Origin of the sequence: Brevibacterium sp. 'Marine', assembly GCF_012844365.1 — a bacterium.
Taxonomy (GTDB): domain Bacteria; phylum Actinomycetota; class Actinomycetes; order Actinomycetales; family Brevibacteriaceae; genus Brevibacterium.
Genome location: NZ_CP051626.1, coordinates 449,395 through 475,393, shown reverse-complemented (window position 1 = coordinate 475,393; position 25,999 = coordinate 449,395). Strand labels below are relative to the sequence as shown.

The following is a 25,999-nucleotide window of genomic DNA, read 5'->3' as shown; positions in this document are numbered from 1 at the left end:
GAAGAGTCGTGTCACCCCCTCCGTCTACACTGAGTACACGTTCGCGAGTTGTGGCCATCGGTACCTGGCCGGCCACACGGCAACCCGTCATCGACCGGGTGCCCCAGGGGAAGAACGGGCCCGGGTCAACCGCTCGGGCAAGCTTCGATCCGGGTCAGCGCTACCGAAGCGCGCCCGAGAAGGACGGTGTGCCATGTCCGCAGACTTCGACAACGACTCCGCCGACTCCCGCAACGACGCCGAGAACCGTCGCAGGGCCGCTGAACAGTGGCCGGGATTCGACCCCGACGAGGCCCTGCACTGGTCGAAGGTGCTCCTCCACCACTCCCCCGACCCGCAGCGTGCCGGCATCAAAGCCCAGATGAGCTCGGCGATCAAACGGGGCATCCCGATTGCCGGACCCGGCTGGGTGGGCACGGCCGATGCCGCGCGCAGTGATGGCTTCACACCGGTGCTCTATCAGACCCTGTTCGAAACGCTGCGAACCATTCCCAAGACGGCATTCCGGTCTCACCCGTGGCATCGACGGAACACGCACGGAACCTACCTGCCCGGCACCCCGTATGAGTCCGAGCTCTGGGGTGACTGGCCGAAGCTCTTCCTCGCCGAAGGCTTCGACGCGCATGCGGCTACAAGCCTGACCCTGCTGCGTGCCGAACCGAAGTTCCCACGGCCGCGCACACGCGGCGAAGGCGAGAGTGCCTGACCCCGCTCGGCCAAGGCGAGAGCCCGGTCCCGCCCGTCACCTCGCCGCGGCCGCATCCAGATATACGGCCGCGGCGAGCGCGGCAGCGATCGCCTCCCGCCTCCCGCCGATGTCCACGGTCACCGCGTCATCGGTGCGATCGACGACGTCGAGCGCGACATCGGGAAGCACACCTGCCTCGGCGAGCTTGCCCAGAACAACAGGATCGGCGTCGGAGACCCTCAGCACCGCATAGGACCCGACGGCCGCCTCGGCGAGGAGGGTCGGAGTATGGGTATCGACGGCACCATCGGCACCCGGGATGGGATCGCCGTGCGGGTCGGACGACGGGTGGCCGAGGAACGCGTCGATGCGGTCGATGAGCCGATCCGAGGCGGCGTGCTCGAGGATCTCGGCCTCATCGTGGACCTCGTCCCAGCCGTACCCGAGCGACTTCACGAGGAACGTTTCGATGAGCCTGTGCCTGCGCACCATCGACAGGGCGATCGCCTTGCCCTGCTCGGTGAGCACGGGCGGACGGTAGGGCACGCGAGTGATGAGACCGAGTTCGTCGAGTCGTTTGAGCACCTCGGTGACATTGGCCTTCGTCGTTCCGAACCGCTTCGCGAGCTCGGTGGCCGTCATCGGGTCCCCGCCCCATTCCTGGGCCGACCAGATGGCCTTGAGGTAGTCCTGACTGACCTCGGAGACTTCACCTGCACGCATGTTCCCAGTATCCCATGGACGCATCGGCCCTCCCCGAACTTCACCCGAAGTGAGTGATCGGGCACAGATGTTCCCAAACGATTACGACTGACCCACCCCATCGCCGAGGCGGCCCTGCCAGAATCACATTCATGACCTCCCATTCCCTCCCCTCCGACCCGGTTCACCCAGCCGACGACGGCGACCGACCGGAGTCGGTGCGACCCGCCGTCCCCGACGGCCCGTCCCCCGCCGAGGACGGCTGGTTCCCGTTCCGTGCGTTCCGCCGCTGGGCGAGGACCCGCAGAACGGACTCTCGCCCAGCAGCCCAGCGGGGGTCGACCGCCCCGGACAGCCCGCCTCCGCGACCAGAGCGGCTCACTGCAGCCGGCCTGTTCCGCCCCGGCGAGATCGAATACGCGCGGCTGCGGAGCCTGCCGCCGTTCGACACCGATCTGCTCATCCTCACCAACGCGCGGATCATGCGGGTGCGCACCGACGCTCAGGGTTCCATCGCCCAACTCTCGGAAGCGACGCCTCGGCAGGCAGCTGATGTCCGCGCCGAAGAATCCCGTGGACGGGCCACCGTGACCGTGGAGCTGCACGTCGGATCGTCGATGCGGTTGGAGGAGGCCACCCCCGCCGAGGCGCAGCGCTTCGTCGACACCTTCACCGAGGTGGCCGCCCGCTCACGGACTTGAACGCCGTCTCCCGAACCTGAGCAGCCCCGCTCACGGGCCTGACCCGGACGCCCCCACCCCTTAGTCTGCTTCCTCAAAAGAGGGGGTGATGAATTTGTGAGAAACCTCCACTCGTAGAATGGATCGGGCCCATTTTCGGGCCCTGTCCCTTTTTGTCTACCGGAGGTCGATGCGTGCAGGATCCGAACGAAGAGAAGTTGAAGCGCCCAGTCGTCGAACGTGAGCGATTCGGCGGCACCGACCGGGCGACGCGAACCAGCAGGGACATCGACCCCGAGAAGCGCGCTCCGATCGACAGCACGGAGATGAGCAAAGGCCCTGAGGAGCTCTCCGACGAACGCGGCTCCCGGGTCAACTGGCGAGTCTTCATCGTCGCCTCCCTCATCATCCTCGCCTTCTCCGTGTGGGCGATGGCCATGCCGGCTGCAGCGCAGTCGACGATGAAGACCGTTGTCGACTGGATCGCGGAGAACCTCGGCTGGTTCTATGTCGTCACCGTCACCGCGGTCATCGGCTTCGTCCTCTGGGTCGCACTGTCGAAGGAAGGTTCGGTCCGCCTGGGCCCCGACCACTCCCGCCCGCAGTACAACCTCTTCACCTGGGTCGCCATGCTCTTCGCCGCGGGCGTGGGCATCGACATGCTCTTCTACTCGGTGACCGGACCGATCACCCAGTACCTCCACCCCGTCAACGCCTCCCCCGAATCGGCGGCGGCTTCCCAGGATGCCGTGGTGTGGACGATGTTCCACTACGGCATCGCCGGCTGGTCGATGTATTCGCTGCTGGGCATGGCGATGGGGTACTTCGCCTACCGCTGGGGCATGCCCCTGTCGATCCGCGCGGTCCTCTACCCGCTGCTGGGCAAGCGCGTGCGCGGAACCACCGGTGACGTCATCGACATCTTCGCTCTCGTCGGCACCGTCTTCGGAGTGGCCACCTCGATGGGCATCGGCGTCGTCCTGCTCAACGTCGGATTCGCCACCCTCTTCGGCCTCGAACAGGGCCTGGCCCTGCAGATCGCGCTGGTCATCGTGGCTGTGGTCATGACCGTCGCCGCCTGCACCTCGGGCGTGGACAAGGGCATCCGCCTCGTCTCGGAGCTCAACCTCTGGTCGTGCGCGGCGATGATGCTCTACATCCTCGTCACCGGCAAGACCGCGTTCCTGCTCAACGCCATGGTCGAGAACATCGGCCGGTTCATCTTCACCCTTCCCGAACGCACTCTGTCGACGTTCGCCTATGTCGACGGCGGTTCCGAATGGATGGGCGGCTGGACCCTGTTCTTCTGGGCCTTCTGGCTCGCCTGGGGTCCGTTCGTCGGTCTGTTCCTGGCCCGCATCTCCCGCGGCCGCACCCTGCGTGAGTTCGTCATCGCCGCAATCACCGCGCCCGTCATCTGTGACTTCATCATCGTCACGATCTTCGGCAACTCCGCCCTGTCCGAGGTGTTCAACGGCAATGACGAGTTCGCGCAGACAGCCATCGCCTCCCCGGAACAGGGCTGGTACGACCTGCTCGAGATGTTCCCGGGAGCGACGTTCCTCATCGGACTGGCCACACTGTCGGGTCTGCTGTTCTACCTCACGAGCGCGAACTCCGGTGCCATGGTGATGTCGAACTTCTCCTCCTCGATCCCCAACCCGGAAGAGGACGGCAAGAAGTGGCTGCGCATCTTCTGGGCGCTGGTGACCGCAGTGCTCACGATCGCCATGCTCGTCGCCGGCGGTGTGACGACGATGGAGTACGCGACCCTGATCTTCGCCCTGCCGGTGACGATCATCGCCTACCTCGTCATGGCCTCGTTCTCGAAGGTTCTGCGCATGGAACGCGCCGAACGTGAGGGTCGGATCCGTCGTCGCCGCACCACCGCCGCCCACGGCGGTCGTGCTCCGGAGAAGACCTGGCGTCAGCGTCTGGCCACTCTGCGGTCCTACCCCACGAAGAAGTCCGTCGAACGCTTCGTCGCCGAGGTGGTCGGACCGTCCTTGGACGCCGTAGCCACGGAGTTCCGCGAACTCGGCTACACCGTCGAGCACCTCCAGACCATGGACGAGGACACCGGCATCACGACGAACACGCTCAATGTCGACATGGGCGAGCAGCGCGACTTCCACTATGAGGCTGCGGCCGTCGAAGCGAATGTGCCGTCGTTCGGTGCCCGCAATGCCCCGCGCGGCGACGACAAGTACCTGCGCATCGAGGTCTTCACCCAGACCGGTTCGGAAGGCTACGACCTCATGGGCTTGAGCTCGCAGCAGATCATCGATGACGTGCTCGACCGGTACGAGAACCACCTGTCGTTCCTCGCCTATTCGCACGAGCACTCCTACCAGTCGGTCGTCACCCCTCCCATACCGCCGACCACGGATTCGATTCCGGCGGTGCCCAAGGACCCCGACGACGTCGAAGAGCTCGAAGAGCCGAAACACTGACCCCACCCCTTCGCCGGGGTGGCCGTGTCCACCCGCAGAGGCGGCACACTGTTGATGTGCGAGCGGTCGCTGTGAGGTGGGCTTCGTCGAATCTGAAACATCATCGGCAAGTCGGGCACCCCCTGGATCTGCCAGACTCTGAGTATGAAGTTCCGCAGGTCAGCATTCCGCAGAATCCTCGTATATGGTGCCGTCGTCGCGGCCGTGATCACGGTCTACTTCCTCTGGGCAAATACAGGTTTCATGGCACAACCGAAGAGCTTCGACGGCAGCACCCTCGATGCCTCGTTCGCCAAGACTCTCGCCTTTCAGCTCTATGGCTCAGTCTGCTTGGTTGCTTTCATCGTGTTCCTGCGGATCAGTCCGCGGGACGGCGATGACTCTGGCCCAGATCCTTCAGTCGCGCAGACGCGCGGATCCTTCACCGGCTTCATCAACCAACCGTGGCACATGATTTTCGCTGTCGGTCCCATCTGGGCGGTGATCGGGGTCGCGGCGACGTTCATCTGGCACGCGAGTGCGCAGGACTCTGGGAACTTCGGAACCGTGTGGGGCGACTTCGCGTCCTCACCCTTGCCTGCTGTCGTCATGCTCTTCGCCTATTGGTCTGCGGCCAACCTCAGCTTCATCTGGACGTCGGTCGCCGAGGCGGTCAGCCGCCACCATCGCGGCCTTTACGTGACTATCCTGACGTTCATGTGGCTGTTTGTCATCGCCTCCTCCTTCTTCTTCGGATACGGAGTACCGGAGATGCCGACCTGGATTGCACTCGTCGTATGCGGTTTCATCTTGCTGCTGACGCTGCCCGTCCTCGCGGGCACGCATCGGTGGGCGGTCGCCCGAATCTCCAGTTATGACCACGCGAATCCACCGCAGGACCGGAACTTTCAGGACCGGCAGACCGCCGCTGCCAGACGTCAGAGGGCACGATCCGACAGGGCAAGGGAGGGCGAACCGCCATACGATCTGCTCGCGGCCAACGAGAAGCTCTACCTGTATCACCTCAGCGATCTCGGTCGCGAACCGCAGATGATCGTGCTCACGAACACCCGGATCGTCCGTGCCTCGATCGTCGCCCCGGGCCGCTCGTTCGTCCTCGAACAGGCAGAACCGGGTCAGCTGCTCGGCGCCGAGACGACTCACCGCGGTTCGGAACCGGTCACCCTGCTCTACTTCCGGAACCGCCCGGACATGGAACTCGTCTGCGGGGACCCGGGCGCCGCAAGCACATTCGCCGGAGCGGTGACGTCCCTGGCTGCCACCGGCCGTCTGCCGCACCAGGAGGCATAGGCTATGGACTTCGGCCAGGTGGTCGCCCTGTTCACCGCCGGCGACTACACGATCTCCCGCGAAATCATCCAACGCGGTATCGCGTTGCTCTTCCTCATCGCCTTCGCATCCGCGTTCAACCAGTTCCCGGCTCTTCTCGGCGAAAGGGGACTCACCCCCGCCCCGCGCTTCATCGCTCTGACCTCGGCCAAGCAGGCACCGAGTCTCTTCCGCTGGAAGCGGTTTGCGTATTCGGACCGACGACTCCGCCTCGTCTGCGTGATCGGAATGGTTCTGGCCGCCTCGGCGATCATCGGGCTGCCCCAGGCCGGTCCCGCATGGGTGCCGATCCCGGTGTTCTTAGGCATGTGGGGACTCTACTTCTCGATCGTGTCGATCGGGCAGCGCTTCTACGGCTTCGGCTGGGAATCGCTGCTGCTCGAGGCCGGGTTCCTCGTCGGCTTCCTCGGCTCCCACGAGGTGGCCCCGACGTGGGCGATGATCCTGCTGCTGCGCTGGTTCGTCATCCGCGTCGAATTCGGAGCCGGAATGATCAAGATGCGCGGGGACTCATCCTGGCGCGACCTCACCGCGATGGACTATCACCATCAGACCCAGCCGATGCCGAACCCGCTCTCCCGCCGGGCCCACCTCATGCCCGGCTGGTGGCACAAGACTGAGACCCTGGGCAGTCATATCGTCCAGCTCGCCGCCCCGTGGCTGCTGTTCCTGCCCCAGCCGATCGCATCGTTCGCCGCTGTCGCCATCATCATCACCCAGCTCGCTCTCGTCATCAGCGGCAACTATGCGTGGCTGAACTGGGCGACGATCCTGCTCGCCTGCTCCGGAATCAGCGACACGTTCTTCCGGTGGATCGTCGGCGGCCCGTTCCCCGGATGGGGATGGAATTCCGTCGTCGGAATATTCACCGATCCCACCGTCACCGAGGCGGCCGGTTCGTCCGCGGGTGCCGATCCCTCTCAGCCGATGCCGGTCTGGTGGCTGATCATCGTCCTCGTATTCGTCGCGTGGCAGGCCTGGCTGAACGTGCCGGCGCTGCGCAATCTCTTCTCGCCGAATCAGCTGATGAACGCGAGCTTCAATCGACTCGGACTCGGCAACGCCTATGGCGCTTTCGGGTCGATGACCGAGACCCGCAACGAGATCATCATCGAGGGGTGGGACGGCGAGCGCTGGCAGGAGTACGAGTTCAAGGGCAAACCCGGTGACGTTCTTCGTCGCGGGCCGGTCGTCGCGCCCTATCATCTGCGCCTCGATTGGCTCATGTGGTTCGCCGCGCTCGGCGACTACCGGCAGACGTGGTTCACCGAGCTGCTGCGCGCGATCGGCTCCGGCGATGCGCAGATCCGCCGCCTCATGGGTCCCGATCCCTTCGACGGTGCCGCGCCCGATCTCATCCGCGTCCGCGTCTTCACCTACCGCTATGCCACCCGCGCCGAACGCCGTGCGGCCGTCGCTGCCGGAGAACCGAAGCCGTGGTGGGTGCGCTCGGACCCGCGCATCCTCGTCCGGCCGATCGACCTGCGTCAGGGCTGAGTCCGCTCGAGAACGCGTCACCGTCACCCCCGACCGAACCCGACCGAGGATGTCCGCTGCTCAGGGAATCACCGCAGGGATTTGCCCCCCGACCGAGGACCCGCCTCGGCGACGGTCAGTCCACACCGAGGGCGAGCAGAACGATGAGGACGACGTTGAGGGCGATGATGAGCGCCGAGGCGGCCGCGGCGATGAGGGTGATCCACCGGGAGTTCGCGAATTCGCCCATCACCCGGCGGCTGCTCGTGAGCCTGACCAGGGGGATCATCGCAAATGGGATGCCGAGGCTGAGCACGACCTGGCTGAGCACGAGCGCCCAGGTCGGGTCGACGCCGATGGCGAGGACGATGAGTGCCGGGATCATCGTGAACGCGCGCTGCCACACGATCGGGATGTGCACGCGCAGCAGACCCTGCATGATCGATGCGCCCGCATAGGAGCCGACGGCGCTCGAGGCCAGCCCCGAGGCCAGCAGTCCGATGCCGAAGAAGAGGCCGACGACCTCGCCGAGGTTGGCCGTGACGACCGCGTGCGCTCCCTCGATCGTGTCGGTGCCGGTCTGGCCGCGCAGTGCCGCGGCGGCCAGCAGCAGCATGGCGATATTCACGGAACCGGCGATGACGAGGGAGAGCACGACGTCCCAGCGGCTGGCGCGCAGCAGCTGCCCGGTCGAGGCGGTCGCATTGTCGCGGTGGCGGTCGACCGAGAGCGCCGAGTGGAGGTAGATCGCGTGGGGCATGACGGTGGCGCCGAGCATGCTCGCGGCCAGGACCACGGAGTTCGTGCCCTCGAGCCGCGGCACGATTCCACCTGCGGCTTGCCCCCAGTTCACATCCCCGACGAACAGGCCTGCTAGAAAGCCGATGGCGATGATGACCAGGAATCCGATGATGGCGAACTCGAAGGGACGCTGACCGCGGGTGGATTGGATCGACAGCAGGAACAGCGACACCACTCCGACGATGACTCCGCCGAGGAGGAGCGGCAGATCGAAGAGGATCTTCAGCGCGATCGCCCCACCGATGACTTCGGCGAGGTCGGTGGCGATGGCGACGATCTCGGCCTGCCCCCAGTATGCGAGGCGAGACCGCCTGCGAAGCCGATCACCGAGGAGGCTCGACAGCGACTGCCCGGAGACGAGTCCGAGCTTCGAGGACAGATATTGGACGAGAACGGCGATGAGGTTCGCTGCCACGAGCACCCAGACGAGCAGGTACCCGTATTCCGCACCGGCGGTGAGGTTGGCCGCGACGTTGCCCGGATCGACGTACGCGATGGCCGCGACGAAGGCCGGGCCGAGGAGCACTGCGGTGGAGATCTTCTTCCGGCCGAGCTTCTTCTGCCCATGCTCGCGAGTGCGCACCGATGCAGGGGGATCGACATTCATGAAGTTAAGGTACATTAACTTTCCCGCCGAGGGCAACACGACACTTGGTCTGGAAAGTGAACACGGAAGGGCTTAAGGTTCGAGCATGGCCAGTGAACACGTTCAACTGAGGTCCGGCAAGCGCCGACAGACCGAGGATCGGATCATCGGTGCCGCCGCGAAGCTGTTTCTCGACCATGGTTTCAAAGCCACGACCATCCGGGCGATCGCCAAGGCCGCCGAGGTGTCGGTCGGCCGGGTGATGGCCGTCGGGGACAAAGACGCCATCCTCGTCGCCTGCTTCGACCGGTGGATCGGTCAGCTGCAAGCCGGGACATACACGGCTCCGCCTCGGCGAGGCAGTCTCTCGCAGCGCGGGAGCTCGTCGGTGCAGCGGCATCTGCTCGAACTCTTCCTACCGTTCCTCGAGTTCTTCGCCGAACACGAGGATCTGTCCCGCGACTATGCGGCCGCGATGATGCGGGTCAGGGGCGAGCCGGAGGTATTCAATGCTCTCGCCGTGGACCTGCAGAGCCGCCTGAGCGAGTCGCTGGTCTCGATCGGGATCAATGAGGACTATGCGCGGGCCAGCGCCGCAGCTCTCTACGACTCGTACCTGGGCATCCTCTTCCGGTGGGCGGCGACGACGATGAGTCTCGACGTCGCCGTCGAGGCGATGCTGGCCAGCATCGTCTTCCACACTCGTGTCCGGAGCTCGCTGTGAGGGGTTCACCATGATCTTGCTGCCCGATCCGGTCTGGCCGGTCGTCGTCCTCGCGGTCATCGTCGCCGGCGACGGTCTGCTCACCTTCCGTCCGCCGCGTGCCATTGCCGCCTGCCTCGACGGGGTCGGCTTCCCACGCGAGTGGTGGTGGGTGCTCGCGACAGTGAAGTTCCTCGCCGCAGCCGGCCTGGTGGCAGGGATCTGGATTCCCGGGTTCGGTGCGGCAGCCGCGGTGGGCCTCGTCGCCTACTTCCTCTGCGCCGCTGCCGCGCACCTGCGCGCCAGGTATATCGGCCGGGACTTCTGGCTCAATTGCCTGGGCATGCTCACCGTCTGCCTCGCCGTGTGCATCGTCTGCTTCCTGCTTTAGGCACCGGCTGCTTCCTGCAGACACATGCTTCTTCCTGTAGGCGCCCGCCTCCTCGCGCAGACGCACCCGCCTCCTCGCCAGCGTGTTCCATCGACCCCGCAGTGGCACCCATGTCTCAGTCCGGAGAATTCTTCGCCACATCCCGCACCTCGATCCTGTTTTGGCCTAGAGTCGAAGTACGGCATCGGCGCCACCGCGGCGTTCGGCCGTCCGGCAGAGTTGCAGAACTGCTCGGTGATGGTGCCGAGCCACCCGGCAGAGGAGTGTGGACATGCCCGAATATGCCGACAGCAGTCGCACGCGCGACGAGACTCCCCAAGAACGCCACGAGCGATGGGCCTGGATCCATGAGACGGCGTCGATGACGGGGTGGGACTTCTCCCCACTGTCCGGCCGCCTCGTCGCCGATGATCCGCCCTGGGACTTCGACCAGATCTGCCTCGACGCGATGGCCGAGTCGAGCAGCTGCCTCGACATGGGAACGGGAGGCGGCGAGCGCCTCGGCGAACTCATCGATCGCCTCGAGGATGCCCGGCCTCCCGGCGAACCGTCGCCGACGATCTCCGCGACCGAAGGGTGGGAGCCCAACGTGCCTCTGGCCGCCTCGATGCTGGAGGACTACGGGGTCGAGGTCACCCGGTACGACAGTGATCATCACCCGGAGATGCCGTGGGGCGACGGTGAGTTCGACCTCGTGATGAACCGCCACGAAAGCTATGACCTCGCCGAGGTGGCCCGCGTGCTCTCCCCGGGCGGGCTGTTCCTCACCCAGCAGGTCGACGGCACGGAGGCGCAGGAGTTCCGCGACTTCTTCGGCGGCGGGGTGGGCGATCTGCACCAACAGCTCGAACCGTGCCTCAGCGATGCCGAGAGTCAGGGCCTGTCGATCGAGGCGGCGCGCAAATGGCAGGGGACGATGCGCTTCACCGACGTCGAGGCGGTCATCGAGTACCTCGCCTATATCCCGTGGGACGTCCCCGGGTTCTCCGTGCGGTCCAACCTCGATGTCCTCAGACGCCTGGCCGAGTCGAGTGAGCCGATCACAGTCACGCAGAAGAGGTTCCTCATCGTCGCCCGCAAACCCTGACCCGGCTCCTCCCTCCAGGGAGGTTTTCCCGACCCCGCTCGTGGGATAGCAGGATGGGGCGGCGCCGGTCCGCGTCGGTAGCGTCGAAGTATGACTTCGACTGACTTCTCGTACCCTCAGCCCACCGATGATGAGCTCGCGGCACAGCAGCCCCGATCCCCCGCCCCTCCCTCTCAACCCGTCTATGCCTCCCCTCGTCCCGATGATCTGGCCGACGCCCACGCCTCCGCTGCGGCCCGGATGGATGGCGCCGCCTCGGCGAAGTCACCGACGCTGGGCAAGGTGGCCGTGGTGTTCTCGATCGTCGCCATGGTCCTCAGCCTGGCCGCCTCGGTGATTCTGGGCGCCACCGTCGGCCCCTCCGAGGCGGCTACCGGCTACTACTTCACCGACACTCCGGATTGGTATCAGACTCTGGCGACCGTGCTCGTCGGCGTCCAGGGCCTGTGCGTCTGCTCAGGTCTCACAGCCATCGTCCTCGGCATCACGGCCGCAGCCACCGGGCGGGGCCGAACTCCCGGCATCATCGCCATCGCAATCGCGGCGATCGCCCCGTTCGTCTCATTCGGCACCTTCGTCGCCCTCAGCTTCCTCGCCGCCTGAGTCTCCCCCGACTCCGGCGAAAAACGGGCTGAGTGTCGAGAAACGCATGCGCACACCCGTGTCTCGACGCTCAGCCCGTTTTTCGGCGATCTGTCCGAATTCCGAACCACTCATTGACACCGTCTCTCGCTCGATGCACGATTGAACAAATCGATTTGGCCTCTGTATTTCAGGCCGATCACGATGTGTATCGAGGAGCAGTGCCATGCCCGCAACACCCGATCCGGACCACACCGGCAGCACAGTCGGCAACGACGCCGACACCGCCGTCGACACCGACACAACGCCATCCGCAGACACCACCACGTCCGGCAAGGCCGTCCACCCCGTCGATCAGCTGCGGCCGATCCGCAACCTCATTCCCTTCGCCATTCAGCACGTGCTCGTCATGGTGGCGACCCCGATCTCGTCGGTGTTCCTCATCGCCACCGCACTGGGGCTGGATGCGCAGACCACCTCGGCGGTGCTGTCGGCGGTCTTCGTCTTCTCCGGTCTCGGGTCGATCCTGCAGTCGGTGGGAGTGTGGAAGGTCGGCGTCCGACTGCCGTTCGTCATGCTTCCCGGCGGGGCCGCGACGATTCTGTTCATCACCATCGCGCAGGGCACCGATGTCGAGACCGCGGTCGGGGCAGTGCTGCTCACCGGTGTCTTCTACATTCTCGCGGTGACGCTGTTCGTCAAGGTGCTCAAGTTCTTCCCGCCGCTGGTCATCGGGATCATGGTCATCGTCATCGGCATCAACCTCGTCCAGGTCACCGGCAAACTCATGGTCGGCGAACCGGATTCGCCGGACTTCGGCGACCCGCAGAACCTGCTGCTCGGCCTCATCACGATCCTCATCACCGTCGTGTGCTTCCGGTTCTTCCGCGGGATGCTCGGCAAGCTCTCCATAGCGGTCGGGCTCGTCGGCGGCACCATCGTCGGCGCACTCATGGGTGCCACCGACTTCTCCGGCCAGACCGATGGACCGCTGTTCGCTGTGCCGACCCTCTTCCCGTTCGGCTCGCCGAAGTTCGATCTCATCGCCGCGATCCCCATGCTGCTGTGGGCCCTGGCGTCCATGGCCGAGGCGACCGGACAGACGATCATCAATGCCGAGATCGTCGAGAAGAAGGTCGAGCCCGCCCGCGCAGTGCCCAGGCTCATCCGCGCCGACGGACTCACGACGATCCTCGGCGGCCTCTTCGGCACCCCGGCGATGGTCACCAGCGGCGAGAACGTCGGCATCGTGCGCGCCTCCGGTGTGCGCAGCCGCTACGTGACCGCGATCGCCGGCATCCTTCTCATCCTCATCGGGCTCAGCCCCGTCGCCCGCATCCTCAACGGAGTGCCGTCGGCTGTTGTCGGCGGCACTGCGGTGGTCGTGTTCGCCATCATCGCCGTCCTCGGCATCCAGATGCTCGCGAAGATCGATTTCAATCAGACGGGCAACCTCATCACCGCGACCGTCGGCCTGGCCGCGGGCCTCATGCCGGTGCTCCTGCCCGGAATGTACTCGAAGCTGCCACAGACGGCATCGTCCCTGCTGGGAAGTGGTGTCGCCATGGCCGCGTTCGTCTCGGTGCTGCTCAACCTGCTCTTCCACCACACCGGCAAGCGCAACCGTCACCCGAAGGCCCGGACACCGATCGCCGACCCGAGCAAGCTCGACCAGCGACCGGCCGACTACCGGATCTGAGGATCGTCCCAGAATCGGAACTGGGGTTCACCGGGAACCGAGTCCCCGGCCCGAGTATCTGGTTCAGTCCCTGCTCCGGTCCGGCGAATGGCCGGCTGTCGATTCCCTGACGACGAGAACAGGACCGGATGAACCCGCCGAGGCGGCCGCCCCCGACGCGCCCACCGCGGCGGGTTCCGTGTCGCCTCCGCCCCGGGCAGCGGATTCCGTGTCGCCGTCCAAAGCGGCGGTCGCATTCGGTGAGTGATCGCCGTCGAGCACGGTCACGAGCATCTCGACTGCCGCACCCGAGATCGCCTCGAGTCCGAGGTCGACGGCGGTCAGCGGCGGATTGCTCGTGCGCGCGCGCAGACCGTCATACCGGGTGGCGATGAGCAGGTCGTCGCCGACTGTGCGGCCAGACTCCTGTGCGGCTCTCACCGCTCCGGTGGCGAAGGTGTCGACGGGAGCGAGTATCGCGTCGATATCAGGGTTCGCGGCCAACAGTTCCTCGGCGGCGGCGAAGGCCCCGTCCTCTCCGGCCGTCTCCTCCGCCTCGGCGATGCGAGGGGCGAATCCACGGGCGGCTGCGGTCTCGGCATAGACCTCGCGGGCTGCGATCTGGGCGCCGCGTTGGCTGCGGCTGACGAGCAGGGCCGGTTGTGTGGCGCCCTGGTCGAGGAGGTGATCGAGCAGCAGCTGAGCCGTGCCTCGATGGTGGAGATCAATGCTCCACCTGCTGCCGGCCCCGGTGTGCGTTGTTGATGCCCGTGACATTCCGTCCGCAGCGACGTCCGTACTCGGCCCGTCGATCGTGACGTAGGGGATGCCCCGGTCACGCAGCGCCTCGGTGAGGGGGTCGTCGACGGTCGGCTCCAGGAGGATCGCCCCGTCGATGTCGAGCAGATCGACGGGGTTGGCCGCCTCGGTGGGTGGGGCGAGGACGAAGACGTAGCCTTCGAGCAGCGCCGTCCGCGCACATCCCATCGCCAGTTCGGTGAAGAACCCCAGCTGAGAGGGTCCGGCGGACACGGCCGCGGGCATCGAGGAGAGCAGGGCCAGTGTCTGCGACTTCCCCGAACGCAGGCTGCGGGCACGGGCGCTGGGCCGATAGTTCAGCCGCTCGGCGACTTCTTTGACCTTGGCCCGGGTGTCGGCATTGACCTTGCCCTGGCCGCTGAGCGCGTGCGAGACCGTCGTCCGCGACACCCCGGCCTCACGCGCCACGTCGGCGATCGTGACGCGGTGCGCGCGCGGGAAGTCAGACATGGAATCACCCTACTTCACACAGCGACGGGCGGCGGGTCCACGGAACCCAGGTCGCAATCGGACAATTCTGAGCCCTGAAAGCATCCGATGCTCACCTCTGTCTGCCGCGCCCCGCCCTTCAGGCCTGGACGATGACGATGATGCCGGAGACGATGGCGAAGCCGAGGACGATATAGCGCAGCACCGGCCCGTCGAGGCGGTGGTGGACATAGCGAGAGAGGAACGAGCCGACCACGAGAAACGGCAGCATCCACGCGGTCGCAATCATCGTGTCCGCCGAGACCTGCCCACTGAAGGCGAGCACGATGAGGGAGATGATCTCACCGACGAGGAAGCACACCGCCACCGTCGACCGCAGCTCCGGCCCGGGACTGTGCTGATAGGCCAGCGCATAGGGCGGCCCGCCGATGCCCGTCGAGGTCTCCGTGACTCCGGTGACGAGCCCGACCGTCGCGAGCACCGGCTTGTTCGGCGTGAATTTCGGCGCCAGCAGTGCGACGACCGCGGCGATGAGCGTCGACCAGCCGATGAGCAGCGCGAGCTGGTGGAGGTTGACGATGACGAGGATCCACAGACCCGCGAACGTGCCGGCGAACCGGCCGACGCTGATCCATTTCACGCCGGTCCAGTCGATATGCTCCCGCTCGCGCGCGGCGATGTAGAGGTTGAGCGGGATCATCAGCACGAGCAGCATCACCGGGATGAGGCTCGGATCGATGAACGTCACGACGGGCGCGAGGATCATCGCGAATCCCATCCCCGTCGACCCCTGCACGAATGCGGAGATGAGGACGACCGCGGCGATGATCGCAAAGGCGAGCATCGACATCAGAAGTCATCCCTCATCGAGGCGGCGCCCCAGATTCCGGATTCACGCACCGAGGCGGCGTTCCCTTTGACCGCCGAGGCTGTACTTGATTCCGGGTTCGCCGAGGCGGCCGCCCAGTTCGTGGTTGTGGCTGCCCTGTCCGTGGACGCGGCCGAGTGTTCTCCCATCCACCTCGCCCGATGCCCGGCCGCGCTCGGGTCGATGCGGGTGATCGGCGAGTTCTCCACGACCCGTCGGGAGACGTCTTTCGCACGCTCGAGGAATTCGCGGCCGTCCCAGTCGACGGGCCAGCCGTGTTCGAGGCGCAGCTTGCCGTCGACGATGACCGCGTCGATCTGGTCGCGGTTGGCCAGGCGGACGAGTTCCCACGGCACATCCCATGAGGGCACGAACTCCGGGGTGTCGATGTTGACGACGAGGAGGTCGGCACGGGCACCGGGTGAGATCTCGCCGATCTGCCCGGACAGCCCGACGGCGTCGGCGCCGCCGCGCAGACCCTGTTCGAGCCAGGTCCAACCACCTCCCGCAGAGGAGTCGATGACGTTCATTCCGCCGGTCAGTCGCTGAGCGGTCTCGGCGGCGTCGAGGAGGCGGAAGGCGTCCGAACGGGTGCCGTCGGTGCCGAGTCCGATGCGCATCCCGAGCTCGTGCATGAGCAGTGCGGGCGCCACGGCATTGCCCTTCCAGGAGCTGGCGACCGGGTTGTAGGCGATTGCGCCGCCGGATTCGCGGAGCAGTCGGATCTCCCGCGGGGTCAGGAGAGTGGCATGAGCGGCGAGCAGCTCGGGCCCTAGAGCGCCGAGGCGGGCGAGGCGTTCGAGCGGGCGTTCGCCACCGGCGATGAGGGAGCGTTCGACGGCGACGATGTGCTCATTGAGGTGAGTCTGGAAGGGGACCCCCGCGTTCCGGGCCATCTGTGTGATCTCCACGAGCGCCTCGTCGGAGGCGACCTCGGGAATGGACACGGCCAGGGACGGGTGGACGAGGGAGGCGTCGTTCCACCTGCCCAGGTGGGCATCGGCGGCGGCGACCACCTCGGCGACGGTCGAGGTGCGCACTCCCCCGCCGAGATCATTGCAGATGACGCCGAGCACGCAGCGCAGGCCGACGTCGGTGGTGACGTCGGAGATCGCGGAGACGTCGACGCTCGAACGGGTGCCGGCGTCGGTGACGGTGGTGAAGCCGCCGCGCAGGGATTCCCAGGCGGCCAGGCGGGTGGCGACGTCGATGGCTTCGGCGTCCATGTTCGACTCCATGGGCACCCAGACGCGTTGGAAGATCTCGGAGGGTTCGCCGAAGACGAGGGACTTGCCGAAGGTCTGGGTGAGATGGTGGTGGGCGTCGATGAAGCCGGGCATGAGCAGTCGTCCAGGCAGGTCGACGCGAACCGGCTCGGTGGCTGTTTCAGCGGTGCCAGCCGCGGAGTCGGCTGCTGGATTCGGGTCGGCGGCGTTCGCGTCGGTCCGCAGCGATTCGGCCTGGGCGGCCACCTCGGCGAGGGCACCGACGGCAATGATCCGACCTCCGTCGACGAGCACCGCATGGCCGGTCTGCGCGCCTTCGGGCAGGAGAACCTTCTCCGGGACGAGCAGTGTCGGGGCCTGGTGGAGGCTGCGCAGCTGAGTCATGGGGTCCTTCGCATCTCGAGGGTGTGGCCAAATCGATTTGGCTCCGTTTATTCTACGGGTGCCGACGATGCCCGGTCAACGCTTTCCGGGCCCTTTCCGCGGGCCGCAAGCCGTGCTGGGCGGCGACTAGAATAGGGGCATGACATCCCTGCCGCTCATCCCCGCCTCGGCGGTTTCCGGACGCCTGGAGTGCGGGTATTTCGAGCGTGGGGAATGCCGGTCCTGTGCGCTCATCAAGACCTCGTACGGGCAGCAGATCACGGACAAGGAGTCGTGGTGCCGGGAGATCCTCGCCGAGGCGGCTCCGCGAGTGTGGCTGCCGACCTTCGCCGGCGGGGTGCGAGATTTCAGGAATCGGGCGAAGCTCGCCGTCGGCGGGTCGGCCGGACACGTGACCTTGGGCATCCTCGATCAGGAGTTCGACGGCGTCGATCTGCGTGACTGCGGGATCCAGACTCCGGCGATCCGTGCGGTGATCCCGGTGCTCGCGGAATTTCTCGATGCCACCGGGCTCGAGCCCTATGACGTCTCTGCTCGCCGTGGGGAGTTGAAGTTCGTCCATGTCACGGCGGCGCCGTCGGGTGAGCTGATGATCCGGTTCGTCGTCCGCACTCAGCATGGGCTGGACGTGCTGCGGTCGCGGAAAGGTTCGCTTTTTGAGCGTCTTCCCGATGCCTCTGTGGTGTCGGTGAATCTGCTGCCCGAACATAAGGCCGTGCTCGAAGGCAGCCGCGAAGAGATGCTCCGCGGTGAGTCGCTGCGGATGAACCTCGGCCGGGTCGACCTGCATCTGCGGCCGCAGTCGTTTTTCCAGACGAATACCGCTGTCGCCATCGGGCTCTACAACCAAGTGGCCGAGTGGATGGACGCTGTTGAGGCTTCGAACCTGTGGGACCTCTACTGCGGTGTCGGCGGGTTCGCGCTCTGCTGCGCTTCTCCCGCGCGACGGGTCACCGGGGTCGAGGTGAGCGAGCAGGCGATCGAGTCGGCGAAGGTCAGCGCCGCAGAGCTCGGCATTGACGCGCGGTTCCTCGCCGGCGATGCCACGGAGTTCGCCGAGGCGAACCTGGCGGGAACGTCCGCGGCGACCGACTCAGTCGATGTGACTGGCTCAGTCGATGTGAGTGGCTCGGCCGCAGCGGCTGGGGCGGGCGACCCTGCCGGTGCAACGGAACCGGCCGACCCAGCCGGCGTCGAACGACCGGACTGCGTGATCGTCAATCCGCCTCGGCGAGGGATCGGCGCACGGCTGTCGGCAGCATTGGAGAACTCCGGTGTCGAGCACATCGTCTATTCGAGCTGCAATCCCGTGTCGCTGGCAAAGGATCTCGCGCGGATGCCCGCCTACGAGGTGGCCCAGGCGCGGATCTTCGACATGTTCCCGCACACGAAGCACCTCGAGGTCGCGGTCCTGCTCCAGCGGCGGTGAGCAACCCCCTGTCCGCGCCGACCGCTCGGGTTACCGCCGACCGCGCGCCGTGACTCAGCCTGCCCTCGCCCACCGCTCGACATACCGCCCAGCGCACGCCGCATAACTTGCTACAGCGACGGTAACTCGAGCGGTCGGCGAAGTCGGACGCTCGCGAAAACTGTTCCGCTTCGCTCCCTAGGGTTGTATGCTCGTTGGCGATGACCGGACAGGCTTACAGCCGCTCACGGATCGGTGACCCGGTCCGAACATGAGCCCCACGGACCCCGAGCTCCCAGCTCGCGGTCCACCTGACGAAGAACTCATTCTCACAAGCCTCGGTTCAGCCTGCCCGAATACATCCTGGGCGGCAAGTGTCCAGCGATCATCGCTTCGCAATCCCGCAACATGCGAAAAGGAGTTCTTCAATGTCAGCAACCTTCAACCACACCATCGTCGCCGCAGCCGATCCAGCCGCCTCGGCGCAGTTCTATGTCGATATCCTCGAGGCAGAACACACCCAGTCCTGGGGGCCGTTCGCCAACATCATGCTCTCCGACGGGGTCATGCTCCAGTTCGCCACTCCCCCGCCGGGATATGACATTGTTCCCGTGCACATGGCCTTCCTCTGCACGGACGACCACTTCGACCGAGCCGTTGACATGATCAAACAGCGCGGTCTCGATTTCTGGGCTGATCCGCAGCGCACTCGCCATCAGGAGACGAACACTGAGCACGGCGGCCGCGGAGTGTATTTCCTCGACCCGTCGGGAATGTATCTCGAGCTCATCACCCGCCCATACCTCTGATTGCTCCCGACGCTCACCGACCGCTCGAGTCAGCGTCCACCGCTCGCCGCATAACTCGGTACAGCGACGGCAACGTGAGCGGTCGGCGACAACGGGCAGAACACCCTCACCGCAGCTTGGCGGTCACCTCGGCGGCAGCAGCCTTGACCCGATCGACGATCGGATCGGTGTCCTCGGGCAGGGTCTCGGTGACGAATGAGAGGCCGATGGCCGCGATCGGACGACCCAGCACATCGAAGACCGGTGCCGCGAGCGTCGAGATTCCCGGCGTGACTTCGCCGTGTTCGATCGCGCTTCCGGTCCGTCGTTCCTGGGCGAGCACGGCATTGAGCGCCTTCACCGAGGTCGGTCCCTTGCCCGTGCGCGTGACGAACTCGGTCTCGGACTGCAGCATCGCCAGCACCTCGGATTTCGGCAACTGAGCGAGGATCGCCCGCCCGGTCGCCGTGAGATAGCTGGGCATGCGCACCCCGGTGGCAGTGATGACCGCGACGGATTTGAGTGACTGCTCCTTGAGCACGTACTCCGTCTCCCAGCCGCGGATGACGGCCAGCTGCGCGGTAGTGGCGGTATCCTCGGCGAGCTGACGGACGATCGGCTGCGCCAACCGCTGCAGGGGATTCGTCCGCAGGTAGGACGCCCCGAGCTCGTGTACACCGGCTCCGAGCACATATCCGGATTCGGTGCGCGCCACGAGGCCGAGCTCCTCGAGCACCGCGAGGATGTCATAGGCGCTCGACCGTGGAATCTCGAGCGACCTGACCAGGGCACCGGCCGTGATCGATCGGTTCGACGAGGCCATATGCCGCAGGATCGCGATCGCCCGCCGCAGCGCCGGAACTTCAGCCACGACTGCCTCCCTTCCCCGAACGCACGATGTCCTCAGCCACGGACTCAGCCCTCCATCTCCAAGACCGCGAATGCCTGCGCGTAGAGTTCGGCGATATCGCCGAGGTCGGTGTGCACTCCGTCGCGCACGCGCACACGGCCGCCGGTGACGGTCAGATGCACATCGCTCGCGCTGGCCGTGAGGATGATCTGTTCGTCCAGTGATCCCATGGTGCGCATGCTGTCGGTGCGCACGGCCACGAAGTCGCACGCCTTCCCGACCTCGAGCGCACCGACCGGAAGGTCGAGACTGCGTGCCCCGCCTTCGGTAAGTGCCGTGATGAGTTCGGTCGGAGAGAACCGTCCGCGTTGCCCTGACCGCAGCCGTTCCCCCGCTTCGAGCCCCTGGGTCTCCCGCAGGGCGTCGAGGACGACGTGCTGGTCGGAGCCGAGTGAGATCACGGCTCCGGCGTCGGCGAGTTCACGGGCCGGTCCGATGCCGTCGGCGAGGTCCGCCTCGGTGCACGGGCACATGACGATCGTCGAGCCCGATCCGCCGAGGATCGCGATGTCCTCCTCACTCAAGTGAGTGGCGTGGACGGCCGAGAGCCGGCCGTCGACGACGCCCGAGCGGGCGAGCACCTCGGTCGGGCTTGCCCCGTAGGCGGCCTGCGAGGCGTCGTTCTCAGCCGGCTGTTCGGACAGGTGCACGTGCACGGGGCCGGACAGTTCGGTGAAGCGAGGCAGATTCGCGGCTGGGACCGCGCGGATCGAATGGATCGCCGCACCCACGTGCACGAAGCTCTCACCTGGAGCGTTGACGGGGAATTCGTCGGCGAAGGTGTCGAGCAGGCCCGCGTGCCGGTCCATGTAGCCGTCGATCGTGCCGTCGCCGAAGCGGGCCTGTTCGGCCGAGAGTTCGGAGTCGATGGCACCGGTGAGGTAGCAGGTGTCGAGCAGTCGGATGCGGATCCCCGCCGAGGTGGCCGCCCGTGCCAGCGCCCGTTCCATCGCGTGGGCGCGCAGTTCGTCGTCGTTCGCGTCCCCGCGGGGACGTTCGGTGTGAACGTCCGCCTCGGCGACCGGATCCGCCGCGTCCCCGCGGGGACGGTTCGTGCCGTAGGGCGTTCCGTCCTGTGCGTGGTGGACGTAGTGGAACTCCCCCACCGAGGTGTACCCGCCGGCGAGCATCTCGGCGAACACGGCGCGGGCCACGGTCTCGTACGACTGGGGGTCGAGTTTCGCTGCGACGGAGTACATGACTTCGCGCCAGGTCCAGAAGGTGCCGCCGTCGCCGTGGGTGCGGCCGCGCAGCATCCGGTGGAAGGCGTGCGAGTGCGCGTTGACACCACCGGGCAGGACGAACCCGTGCACCGCCTCGGCGTCGGAGGGTGCGGTGTCGATCCCGGTTTCGACAGCGGTGAGCGTTCCGGTGTCGTCGGCGCTCAGCAGGACTCCGTGGGCGACGGCTCCGGCGACCCAGGCGGATTCGCACCAGTAGCGGGTGCTCATCGTGCACCTCCTGCCGTCGGACCGCCAGCATTGCTGTCGGCAAGGGCGTGTTCGATGCCGAGTTCGCGGGCGAGCACTTTGACGAGTGCGTCGACTCCGGCCCTCTGGTCGTCGACCTCGCAGGCCTCTTCGGGAGCGTGGGAGACTCCGGTCGGATTGCGGACGTAGAGCATCGCCGACGGCACATGGGGCGCGAGGATTCCGGCATCGTGTCCGGCACCCGAGGGCAGCAGCGGTGCGTCCGGCAGCACCGAGGTCAGGCGCGAGTTAAGGTCGGCGGTGAAGTGAGTCGTCGGCGAGTAGGACTCCTGCGAGATGGTCACCTCGACACCGGAATCGGCGCCGTGCTCCTGCGCGCGACGGCTGATCGCTTCGAGCACCTGCTTGACGACGGCATCGTCGGGGTGGCGGATGTCGAGCCAGAAGCTCATGGACGAGGCGATGACGTTCGTCCCGCCCGGGTGGATGAGGGTGCGGCCCACGGTCGCCACGGCGCTCGCGTCAGTGGCGGCCGCTAGGGTCGGGATATCCCCGATCACACGGGAAGCCGCGACCACCGGGTCGGCGCGATGGCTCATCGGAGTCGTACCGGCATGGTTGCCCTGACCGGAGAAGGCGAAGTGCCAGCGCCCGTGGCCGATGATCGAGGAGCCGATGGCGACGGCCTGATCGGTGTTGATCAGACCGATGCCCTGTTCGACATGGAGTTCGATGAAGGAACCGATTCCGGCCAGCCGAGACTGGTCACGCCCGACCCGTGCAGGGTCGAGGCCATAGCCACGGGCGACGTCGGCGAAGGTGTCACCGGCGGCGTCCTTGAGCCCGAGTGCCCGGTCTGCCTCGATGGCACCAGTAAGCAGCCGCGAGCCGAGACAGGCGACGCCGAAACGTGAACCCTCTTCCTCGGGGAACACGGCCAGGGCGAAAGGTCGGGTGGACTGGTCGAGCGCGCCAGAGGCCTTGAGCACATCGAAGGCCGCCAGCGCCGAGGCGACGCCGAGGGGGCCGTCGAACTCGCCGCCGCCGGGCACGGAGTCGAGATGGGAACCGGTGACGACGGCGTCCGCACCCTGCGGGGTGGCCCATGCCCACGTGATTCCGTTGGCGTCGATCTCCGTGTCGAGGCCGCGGCGGTCCGCCTCGGCGAGGAACCACTCGCGCAGCTCCCGTTCGGTGGCCGAGAATCCGGGCCGCTGGTAGCCGGGACCGCGGGTGTCGCGGCCGGTGTCCTCGATCTGGCTCAGCAGCGAGACGACATCGCTCATTAACAGTTCACTCCGTTCGAAATCGGTCGGGTCCGGTGATGTGTCGGTCCCATGGTCGGCCGGGGCCGGTGACGTGTCGGTCCCGTGGTCGGCCGGCTCTGGCATCAGAGGCCCGACGGTTGGGGCCGGTCGGCGACCGACCCCGCCCCTGTATCAGTCTTTGTGCGTCGTGGCTGCGTCCGTGCCCGAAGCCTCGGCGGCGGCTTCGAGGTTGCCCAGCGCCGTGAACTCGGGATCGTTGACGGCCGGTCCGCCGTCTGCCGGCTGCCATGTTCCGGCAGCGGCGGTGACGGTGTGGGTCAGCGGCGTGACCGACTCGGCGGCGGAGACGAGCGAGCCGTCCTTGACCTTCGCGATGGTCTCGGCGAGTTCGGGCGAGAGGAACCGGTCGGGGCCGGGTCCGGGGACGGTCTCGCGGATCGCCGCGATCACGGCTCCGGTCACCGGCGCCGGTGCGGCGTCACGCATATCGCAGGCGCGGGAGGCGGCGTAGAGTTCGATGCCGATGACGGAGGCGAGGTTGTCGACGACCTTGCGCAGCTTGCGTGCGGCCGACCAGCCCATGGACACATGGTCTTCCTGCATCGCCGAGGACGGGATCGAGTCGACCGAGGCCGGGGTCGCGCCTCGTTTGGCCTCGGAGACCATGGCCGCCTGCGTGTAGTGGGCGATCATCAGGCCGGAGTCGACGCCGGCGTCATCGGCGAGGAACGGGGTGAGGTTCTGGTTGCGGGCGACATCCATCATCCGGTCGGTGCGGCGTTCGGACATCGAGGCGACGTCGGCGGCGACGATGGCGAGGAAGTCCAAGGCATGGGCCAGCGGTGCGCCGTGGAAGTTGCCGTTTGACGACACCATCCCATTGGTGAGTACGACGGGGTTGTCGATGGCGGCGCGCAGTTCGCGTTCGGCGACCTGGGTGGCGAAGGCGACGGCGTCGCGGGCGGCGCCGTTGACCTGCGGGGCGCAGCGCATCGAGTACGCGTCCTGGACGAGGTGGGTGGAGTCGCGGTGGCTGGCCGTGATGCCGGAGTCGGCGAGCGCGGCGAGCATGTTCGCCGCCGAGGCGGCCTGACCGTCGTGCGGACGCAGCGCGTAATGGAGCTCGGGGGCGAAGACGGCGTCGGTGCCGAAGAGTCCTTCGATGCTCATGGCCGCGGACACATCGACGGCGGTGAGCAGGTTCTCCAGGTCGGTCAGCGCCATGATGAGCATGCCCAGCATGCCGTCGGTGCCGTTGACGAGGGCGAGGCCTTCCTTCTCGGCCAGGGTGACCGGGGTGATTCCGGCCTTCGCGAGGATCTCCTCGGCCGGTCCCGCCACACCGTCGGGTCCTTCGGCCACTCCTTCACCCATGACGACGAGGGCGCATGCCGACAGTGGTGCGAGGTCTCCGGAGCAGCCGAGTGATCCGTACTCGTGGACGACCGGGGTGATACCGGCGTTGAGCAGATCGACATAGGTCTGGAGGACTTCGGCGCGGACGCCGGCGCGCCCCGTGGCCAGGGTGCGGGCGCGCAGCAGCATGAGCGCCCGCACGACCTCGCGTTCGACGGGTTCGCCGACGCCGGCGGCGTGGGAGCGGATGAGGGATTTCTGCAGCTGGGTGCGCAGCTCGGCGGGGATGTGGCGCTGGGCGAGCGCCCCGAATCCGGTGGAGACTCCGTAGACGGGCTTCTCGGCCTGGGCGAGGGCGTCGATGGCTTCGCGGTACTTGTTCACCCGGGCCAGGGTGGCCTCGGACAGGGAGACCTTCACGTCGTGGCGGGCAACGTCGACCACCTCGGCGAAGGTGAGCGTGTCGGGGTCGAGATCGATGGATGTGGTCATGAAGAGCCTTTCTGTGAGTGCGTCAGTGTGAAGTCTGAGTCGTGGATGAAGTTCAGCCGCGGGGCCGGTTGTCGACGATGAGCTCACCGCCGGAATAGGCGCGTTCGACCAGCTGGACACCGGGCCGGTAGGCCAGGTGGCGATAGCTGGGGGCGTCGAGGATGGTCAGATCGGCGCGGGCTCCCACACCGAGGTGGCCGACGTCGGTGCGCTGCAGGGCGTTGGCTCCTCCGGCGGTCGCTGCCCACACCGCCTGTTCGACGGTGAAGTGCATGTCGCGGACGCCGATGGCGATGACGAAAGGCATGCTGTTGGAGAACCCGGAGCCAGGATTGCAGTCGGTGGCGATCGCCAGCGACACCCCGGCATCGACGTAGCGGCGAGCGTCGGGGTAGGGCTGGCGGGTGGAGAATTCGATGCTCGGCAGCAGGGTGACGACGGTGCCCGCCTCGGCGAGGACGGCGAGGTCCTCATCGGAGGCGAAGGTGGCGTGGTCGACGGACACGCAGCCGAGTTCCGCGCCGAGTTTGAGCGCCCCGCTCTCGGTGAGCTGGTTGGCGTGCAACCGTGGTTTCATGCCGGCGGACTTGCCGGCTTCGATGATCCGCCGCGTCTGATCCTCGGTGAAGGCACCGGTTTCGCAGAACACGTCGATCCACTTCGCCTTGCCGGTCGCCGCCGGGATGATCTCGTCGATGACGAGGTCGACGTAGCGTTCCGGCTCGTCCTTGAACTCCGGCGGGACGACGTGCGCGGCGATGAGGGTCGATTCCTCGGTGTGCCGGTTGATGATGTCGAGGGCCTGGATCTCGTCGGCCACGGTCAGTCCGTACCCGGATTTGATCTCGAACGTCGTCGTTCCCTGCCGCTTCGCCTGGTCGAGCAGGTGGACGAGGTTGGCTTCGAGTTCGGCTTCGCTGGCGGCGCGGGTGGCGGCCACGGTGGTGGCGATGCCCCCGGCCGAGTATTTCTGCCCGGCCATGCGAGCCGCGAATTCCTCTGACCGGTCACCGGCGAAGATGAGGTGGTTGTGGCTGTCGACGAAGCCGGGGATGACGGCTTTGCCGCCGAGGTCGATCGTCTCGAGTCCGCTGAGGTCATTCGCCGAGGTGACTTCCCCGTTGGCGATGTCATCGTCGTTGAGGCTGCGTCCCCCATCACCGAAGTGGCTCCCTGCTGCCGTGTCCGCCTCAGCGGACGATCCCGACCAGATGATCCGACCGTCATCGATGAGCAGCGCGGCATCGGTGATGACGCCCAGCTCGCCGAGCGTGGCGAGGTCGTTGACGACGAGTTCGCTGATGCCGGTGATGAGCTGCATGGCGAGTCGGGCCTTTCCGATCGAGAATGATTCCCTCTCAGTATGGACCGCACGATGGCGGGGCAGAACCTCTCCCGCAGATAATTGTCCGATATTTCGGACAGTCGGCAGAGACGGCAGTCTGGGCACGCGGGCGAGCGACGG

At 66.6% G+C, this 25,999-nt stretch carries 22 protein-coding genes and 1 riboswitch; of the genes, 12 read left to right on the top strand and 10 right to left on the bottom strand.

All coding sequences use genetic code 11. The features are described 5' to 3' along the window. Positions 1-39 precede the first annotated feature (39 nt). A riboswitch (SAM riboswitch) is annotated at positions 40-150 on the top strand. Positions 151-193: 43 nt separating this feature from the next. Next, positions 194-706, top strand: a complete 513-nt coding sequence (locus HF684_RS02110; protein ID WP_169251144.1) for a hypothetical protein — start codon at positions 194-196, stop codon at positions 704-706. Positions 707-742: 36 nt separating this feature from the next. On the opposite strand, the gene HF684_RS02105 is transcribed toward HF684_RS02110, so the two are convergent. Beyond that, the gene (locus HF684_RS02105; protein WP_169251143.1) at positions 743-1,411 is read right to left on the bottom strand and encodes a metal-dependent transcriptional regulator; all 669 of its coding nucleotides are present in this window, start codon (positions 1,409-1,411) and stop codon (positions 743-745) included. A gap of 131 nt (positions 1,412-1,542) precedes the next feature. On the opposite strand from HF684_RS02105, the gene HF684_RS02100 reads away from it, so the two are divergent. The 4 genes from HF684_RS02100 to HF684_RS02085 all read left to right on the top strand — a co-directional run bounded on the left by HF684_RS02100 (position 1,543) and on the right by HF684_RS02085 (position 7,349). Further along, on the top strand, positions 1,543-2,091 hold the full coding sequence (locus tag HF684_RS02100) for a hypothetical protein (protein ID WP_169251142.1): 549 nt from the start codon (positions 1,543-1,545) through the stop codon (positions 2,089-2,091). A gap of 173 nt (positions 2,092-2,264) precedes the next feature. Beyond that, on the top strand, positions 2,265-4,523 hold the full coding sequence (gene betT / locus HF684_RS02095) for a choline BCCT transporter BetT (protein WP_169251141.1): 2,259 nt from the start codon (positions 2,265-2,267) through the stop codon (positions 4,521-4,523). 144 nt (positions 4,524-4,667) lie between these two features. Beyond that, on the top strand, positions 4,668-5,813 hold the full coding sequence (locus HF684_RS02090) for a hypothetical protein (RefSeq protein ID WP_169251140.1): 1,146 nt from the start codon (positions 4,668-4,670) through the stop codon (positions 5,811-5,813). A 3-nt stretch (positions 5,814-5,816) separates the two neighbouring features. Continuing rightward, complete coding sequence (locus tag HF684_RS02085) at positions 5,817-7,349, top strand: lipase maturation factor family protein (RefSeq protein ID WP_169251139.1); 1,533 nt, start codon at positions 5,817-5,819, stop codon at positions 7,347-7,349. Between the two features lie 115 nt (positions 7,350-7,464). On the opposite strand, the gene HF684_RS02080 is transcribed toward HF684_RS02085, so the two are convergent. Beyond that, complete coding sequence (locus HF684_RS02080; RefSeq protein WP_169251138.1) at positions 7,465-8,736, bottom strand: Nramp family divalent metal transporter; 1,272 nt, start codon at positions 8,734-8,736, stop codon at positions 7,465-7,467. An 85-nt stretch (positions 8,737-8,821) separates the two neighbouring features. On the opposite strand from HF684_RS02080, the gene HF684_RS02075 reads away from it, so the two are divergent. From HF684_RS02075 to HF684_RS02055, 5 genes are all read left to right on the top strand, one after another. Continuing rightward, a complete protein-coding gene (locus HF684_RS02075) occupies positions 8,822-9,439 on the top strand; it encodes a TetR/AcrR family transcriptional regulator (protein WP_169251137.1) in 618 nt (205 codons plus the stop codon). A gap of 10 nt (positions 9,440-9,449) precedes the next feature. Beyond that, entirely contained in the window at positions 9,450-9,809 is a 360-nt protein-coding gene (locus HF684_RS02070) for a DoxX family protein (RefSeq protein WP_169251136.1), read from the top strand. Between the two features lie 271 nt (positions 9,810-10,080). After that, entirely contained in the window at positions 10,081-10,896 is an 816-nt protein-coding gene (locus HF684_RS02065; protein WP_169251135.1) for a methyltransferase type 11, read from the top strand. Positions 10,897-10,986: 90 nt separating this feature from the next. After that, a complete protein-coding gene (locus HF684_RS02060; protein WP_169251134.1) occupies positions 10,987-11,499 on the top strand; it encodes a hypothetical protein in 513 nt (170 codons plus the stop codon). Between the two features lie 205 nt (positions 11,500-11,704). Then, on the top strand, positions 11,705-13,177 hold the full coding sequence (locus tag HF684_RS02055; protein WP_169251133.1) for a uracil-xanthine permease family protein: 1,473 nt from the start codon (positions 11,705-11,707) through the stop codon (positions 13,175-13,177). Positions 13,178-13,240: 63 nt separating this feature from the next. Here the strand turns inward: HF684_RS02055 and HF684_RS02050 are convergent, their stop codons facing one another. The 3 genes from HF684_RS02050 to HF684_RS02040 all read right to left on the bottom strand — a co-directional run bounded on the left by HF684_RS02050 (position 13,241) and on the right by HF684_RS02040 (position 16,882). Beyond that, positions 13,241-14,425 (bottom strand): LacI family DNA-binding transcriptional regulator, encoded by a 1,185-nt coding sequence (locus HF684_RS02050; RefSeq protein WP_211168048.1) that lies wholly within the window; start codon positions 14,423-14,425, stop codon positions 13,241-13,243. Positions 14,426-14,543: 118 nt separating this feature from the next. Beyond that, entirely contained in the window at positions 14,544-15,254 is a 711-nt protein-coding gene (locus HF684_RS02045; protein WP_169251132.1) for a sulfite exporter TauE/SafE family protein, read from the bottom strand. Continuing rightward, complete coding sequence (locus HF684_RS02040) at positions 15,254-16,882, bottom strand: amidohydrolase family protein (protein WP_169251131.1); 1,629 nt, start codon at positions 16,880-16,882, stop codon at positions 15,254-15,256. The genes HF684_RS02045 and HF684_RS02040 overlap by 1 nt, the downstream gene beginning before the upstream one ends. Positions 16,883-17,021: 139 nt before the next feature. Here HF684_RS02040 and HF684_RS02035 point away from each other — a divergent pair, with 139 nt between their 5' ends. Both HF684_RS02035 and HF684_RS02030 read left to right on the top strand, forming a co-directional pair. Next, positions 17,022-18,311, top strand: a complete 1,290-nt coding sequence (locus HF684_RS02035; protein WP_169251130.1) for a methyltransferase domain-containing protein — start codon at positions 17,022-17,024, stop codon at positions 18,309-18,311. Positions 18,312-18,718: 407 nt separating this feature from the next. After that, positions 18,719-19,099: a VOC family protein gene (locus HF684_RS02030; protein ID WP_169251129.1), complete on the top strand. Its 381-nt coding sequence runs from the start codon at positions 18,719-18,721 to the stop codon at positions 19,097-19,099. A gap of 106 nt (positions 19,100-19,205) precedes the next feature. Here HF684_RS02030 and HF684_RS02025 read toward each other — a convergent pair whose 3' ends face one another. The 5 genes from HF684_RS02025 to hutI form a co-directional block, all read right to left on the bottom strand. Continuing rightward, the gene (locus HF684_RS02025) at positions 19,206-19,949 is read right to left on the bottom strand and encodes an IclR family transcriptional regulator (RefSeq protein ID WP_169251128.1); all 744 of its coding nucleotides are present in this window, start codon (positions 19,947-19,949) and stop codon (positions 19,206-19,208) included. Positions 19,950-19,993: 44 nt separating this feature from the next. After that, the gene (locus HF684_RS02020) at positions 19,994-21,439 is read right to left on the bottom strand and encodes a formimidoylglutamate deiminase (protein ID WP_169251127.1); all 1,446 of its coding nucleotides are present in this window, start codon (positions 21,437-21,439) and stop codon (positions 19,994-19,996) included. Next, positions 21,436-22,704 carry an allantoate amidohydrolase gene (locus HF684_RS02015; protein WP_169251126.1) on the bottom strand — a complete coding sequence of 423 codons (1,269 nt, stop codon included), beginning with the start codon at positions 22,702-22,704 and terminating at the stop codon, positions 21,436-21,438. The genes HF684_RS02020 and HF684_RS02015 overlap by 4 nt, the downstream gene beginning before the upstream one ends. Before the next feature lie 153 nt (positions 22,705-22,857). Further along, positions 22,858-24,534, bottom strand: a complete 1,677-nt coding sequence (gene hutH / locus HF684_RS02010; RefSeq protein WP_169251125.1) for a histidine ammonia-lyase — start codon at positions 24,532-24,534, stop codon at positions 22,858-22,860. A gap of 52 nt (positions 24,535-24,586) precedes the next feature. Beyond that, complete coding sequence (gene hutI, locus HF684_RS02005; RefSeq protein WP_169251124.1) at positions 24,587-25,855, bottom strand: imidazolonepropionase; 1,269 nt, start codon at positions 25,853-25,855, stop codon at positions 24,587-24,589. Positions 25,856-25,999 lie beyond the last annotated feature (144 nt).

What these genes read in the sequence shown, in the direction of transcription:
- HF684_RS02035 (WP_169251130.1), top strand. Translation starts at nt 17,022, where the DNA reads ATGACATCCCTGCCGCTCATCCCCGCCTCGGCGGTTTCCGGACGCCTG.
- HF684_RS02075 (WP_169251137.1), top strand. Translation starts at nt 8,822, where the DNA reads ATGGCCAGTGAACACGTTCAACTGAGGTCCGGCAAGCGCCGACAGACC.
- HF684_RS02080 (WP_169251138.1), bottom strand. Translation starts at nt 8,736, where the DNA reads ATGAATGTCGATCCCCCTGCATCGGTGCGCACTCGCGAGCATGGGCAG.
- HF684_RS02020 (WP_169251127.1), bottom strand. Translation starts at nt 21,439, where the DNA reads ATGAGCACCCGCTACTGGTGCGAATCCGCCTGGGTCGCCGGAGCCGTC.
- HF684_RS02045 (WP_169251132.1), bottom strand. Translation starts at nt 15,254, where the DNA reads ATGTCGATGCTCGCCTTTGCGATCATCGCCGCGGTCGTCCTCATCTCC.
- HF684_RS02055 (WP_169251133.1), top strand. Translation starts at nt 11,705, where the DNA reads ATGCCCGCAACACCCGATCCGGACCACACCGGCAGCACAGTCGGCAAC.
- hutI (WP_169251124.1), bottom strand. Translation starts at nt 25,855, where the DNA reads ATGCAGCTCATCACCGGCATCAGCGAACTCGTCGTCAACGACCTCGCC.
- hutH (WP_169251125.1), bottom strand. Translation starts at nt 24,534, where the DNA reads ATGACCACATCCATCGATCTCGACCCCGACACGCTCACCTTCGCCGAG.
- HF684_RS02085 (WP_169251139.1), top strand. Translation starts at nt 5,817, where the DNA reads ATGGACTTCGGCCAGGTGGTCGCCCTGTTCACCGCCGGCGACTACACG.
- HF684_RS02015 (WP_169251126.1), bottom strand. Translation starts at nt 22,704, where the DNA reads ATGAGCGATGTCGTCTCGCTGCTGAGCCAGATCGAGGACACCGGCCGC.
- HF684_RS02070 (WP_169251136.1), top strand. Translation starts at nt 9,450, where the DNA reads ATGATCTTGCTGCCCGATCCGGTCTGGCCGGTCGTCGTCCTCGCGGTC.
- HF684_RS02110 (WP_169251144.1), top strand. Translation starts at nt 194, where the DNA reads ATGTCCGCAGACTTCGACAACGACTCCGCCGACTCCCGCAACGACGCC.
- HF684_RS02050 (WP_211168048.1), bottom strand. Translation starts at nt 14,425, where the DNA reads ATGTCTGACTTCCCGCGCGCGCACCGCGTCACGATCGCCGACGTGGCG.
- HF684_RS02090 (WP_169251140.1), top strand. Translation starts at nt 4,668, where the DNA reads ATGAAGTTCCGCAGGTCAGCATTCCGCAGAATCCTCGTATATGGTGCC.
- HF684_RS02105 (WP_169251143.1), bottom strand. Translation starts at nt 1,411, where the DNA reads ATGCGTGCAGGTGAAGTCTCCGAGGTCAGTCAGGACTACCTCAAGGCC.
- HF684_RS02100 (WP_169251142.1), top strand. Translation starts at nt 1,543, where the DNA reads ATGACCTCCCATTCCCTCCCCTCCGACCCGGTTCACCCAGCCGACGAC.
- HF684_RS02060 (WP_169251134.1), top strand. Translation starts at nt 10,987, where the DNA reads ATGACTTCGACTGACTTCTCGTACCCTCAGCCCACCGATGATGAGCTC.
- HF684_RS02030 (WP_169251129.1), top strand. Translation starts at nt 18,719, where the DNA reads ATGTCAGCAACCTTCAACCACACCATCGTCGCCGCAGCCGATCCAGCC.
- HF684_RS02065 (WP_169251135.1), top strand. Translation starts at nt 10,081, where the DNA reads ATGCCCGAATATGCCGACAGCAGTCGCACGCGCGACGAGACTCCCCAA.
- HF684_RS02040 (WP_169251131.1), bottom strand. Translation starts at nt 16,882, where the DNA reads ATGACTCAGCTGCGCAGCCTCCACCAGGCCCCGACACTGCTCGTCCCG.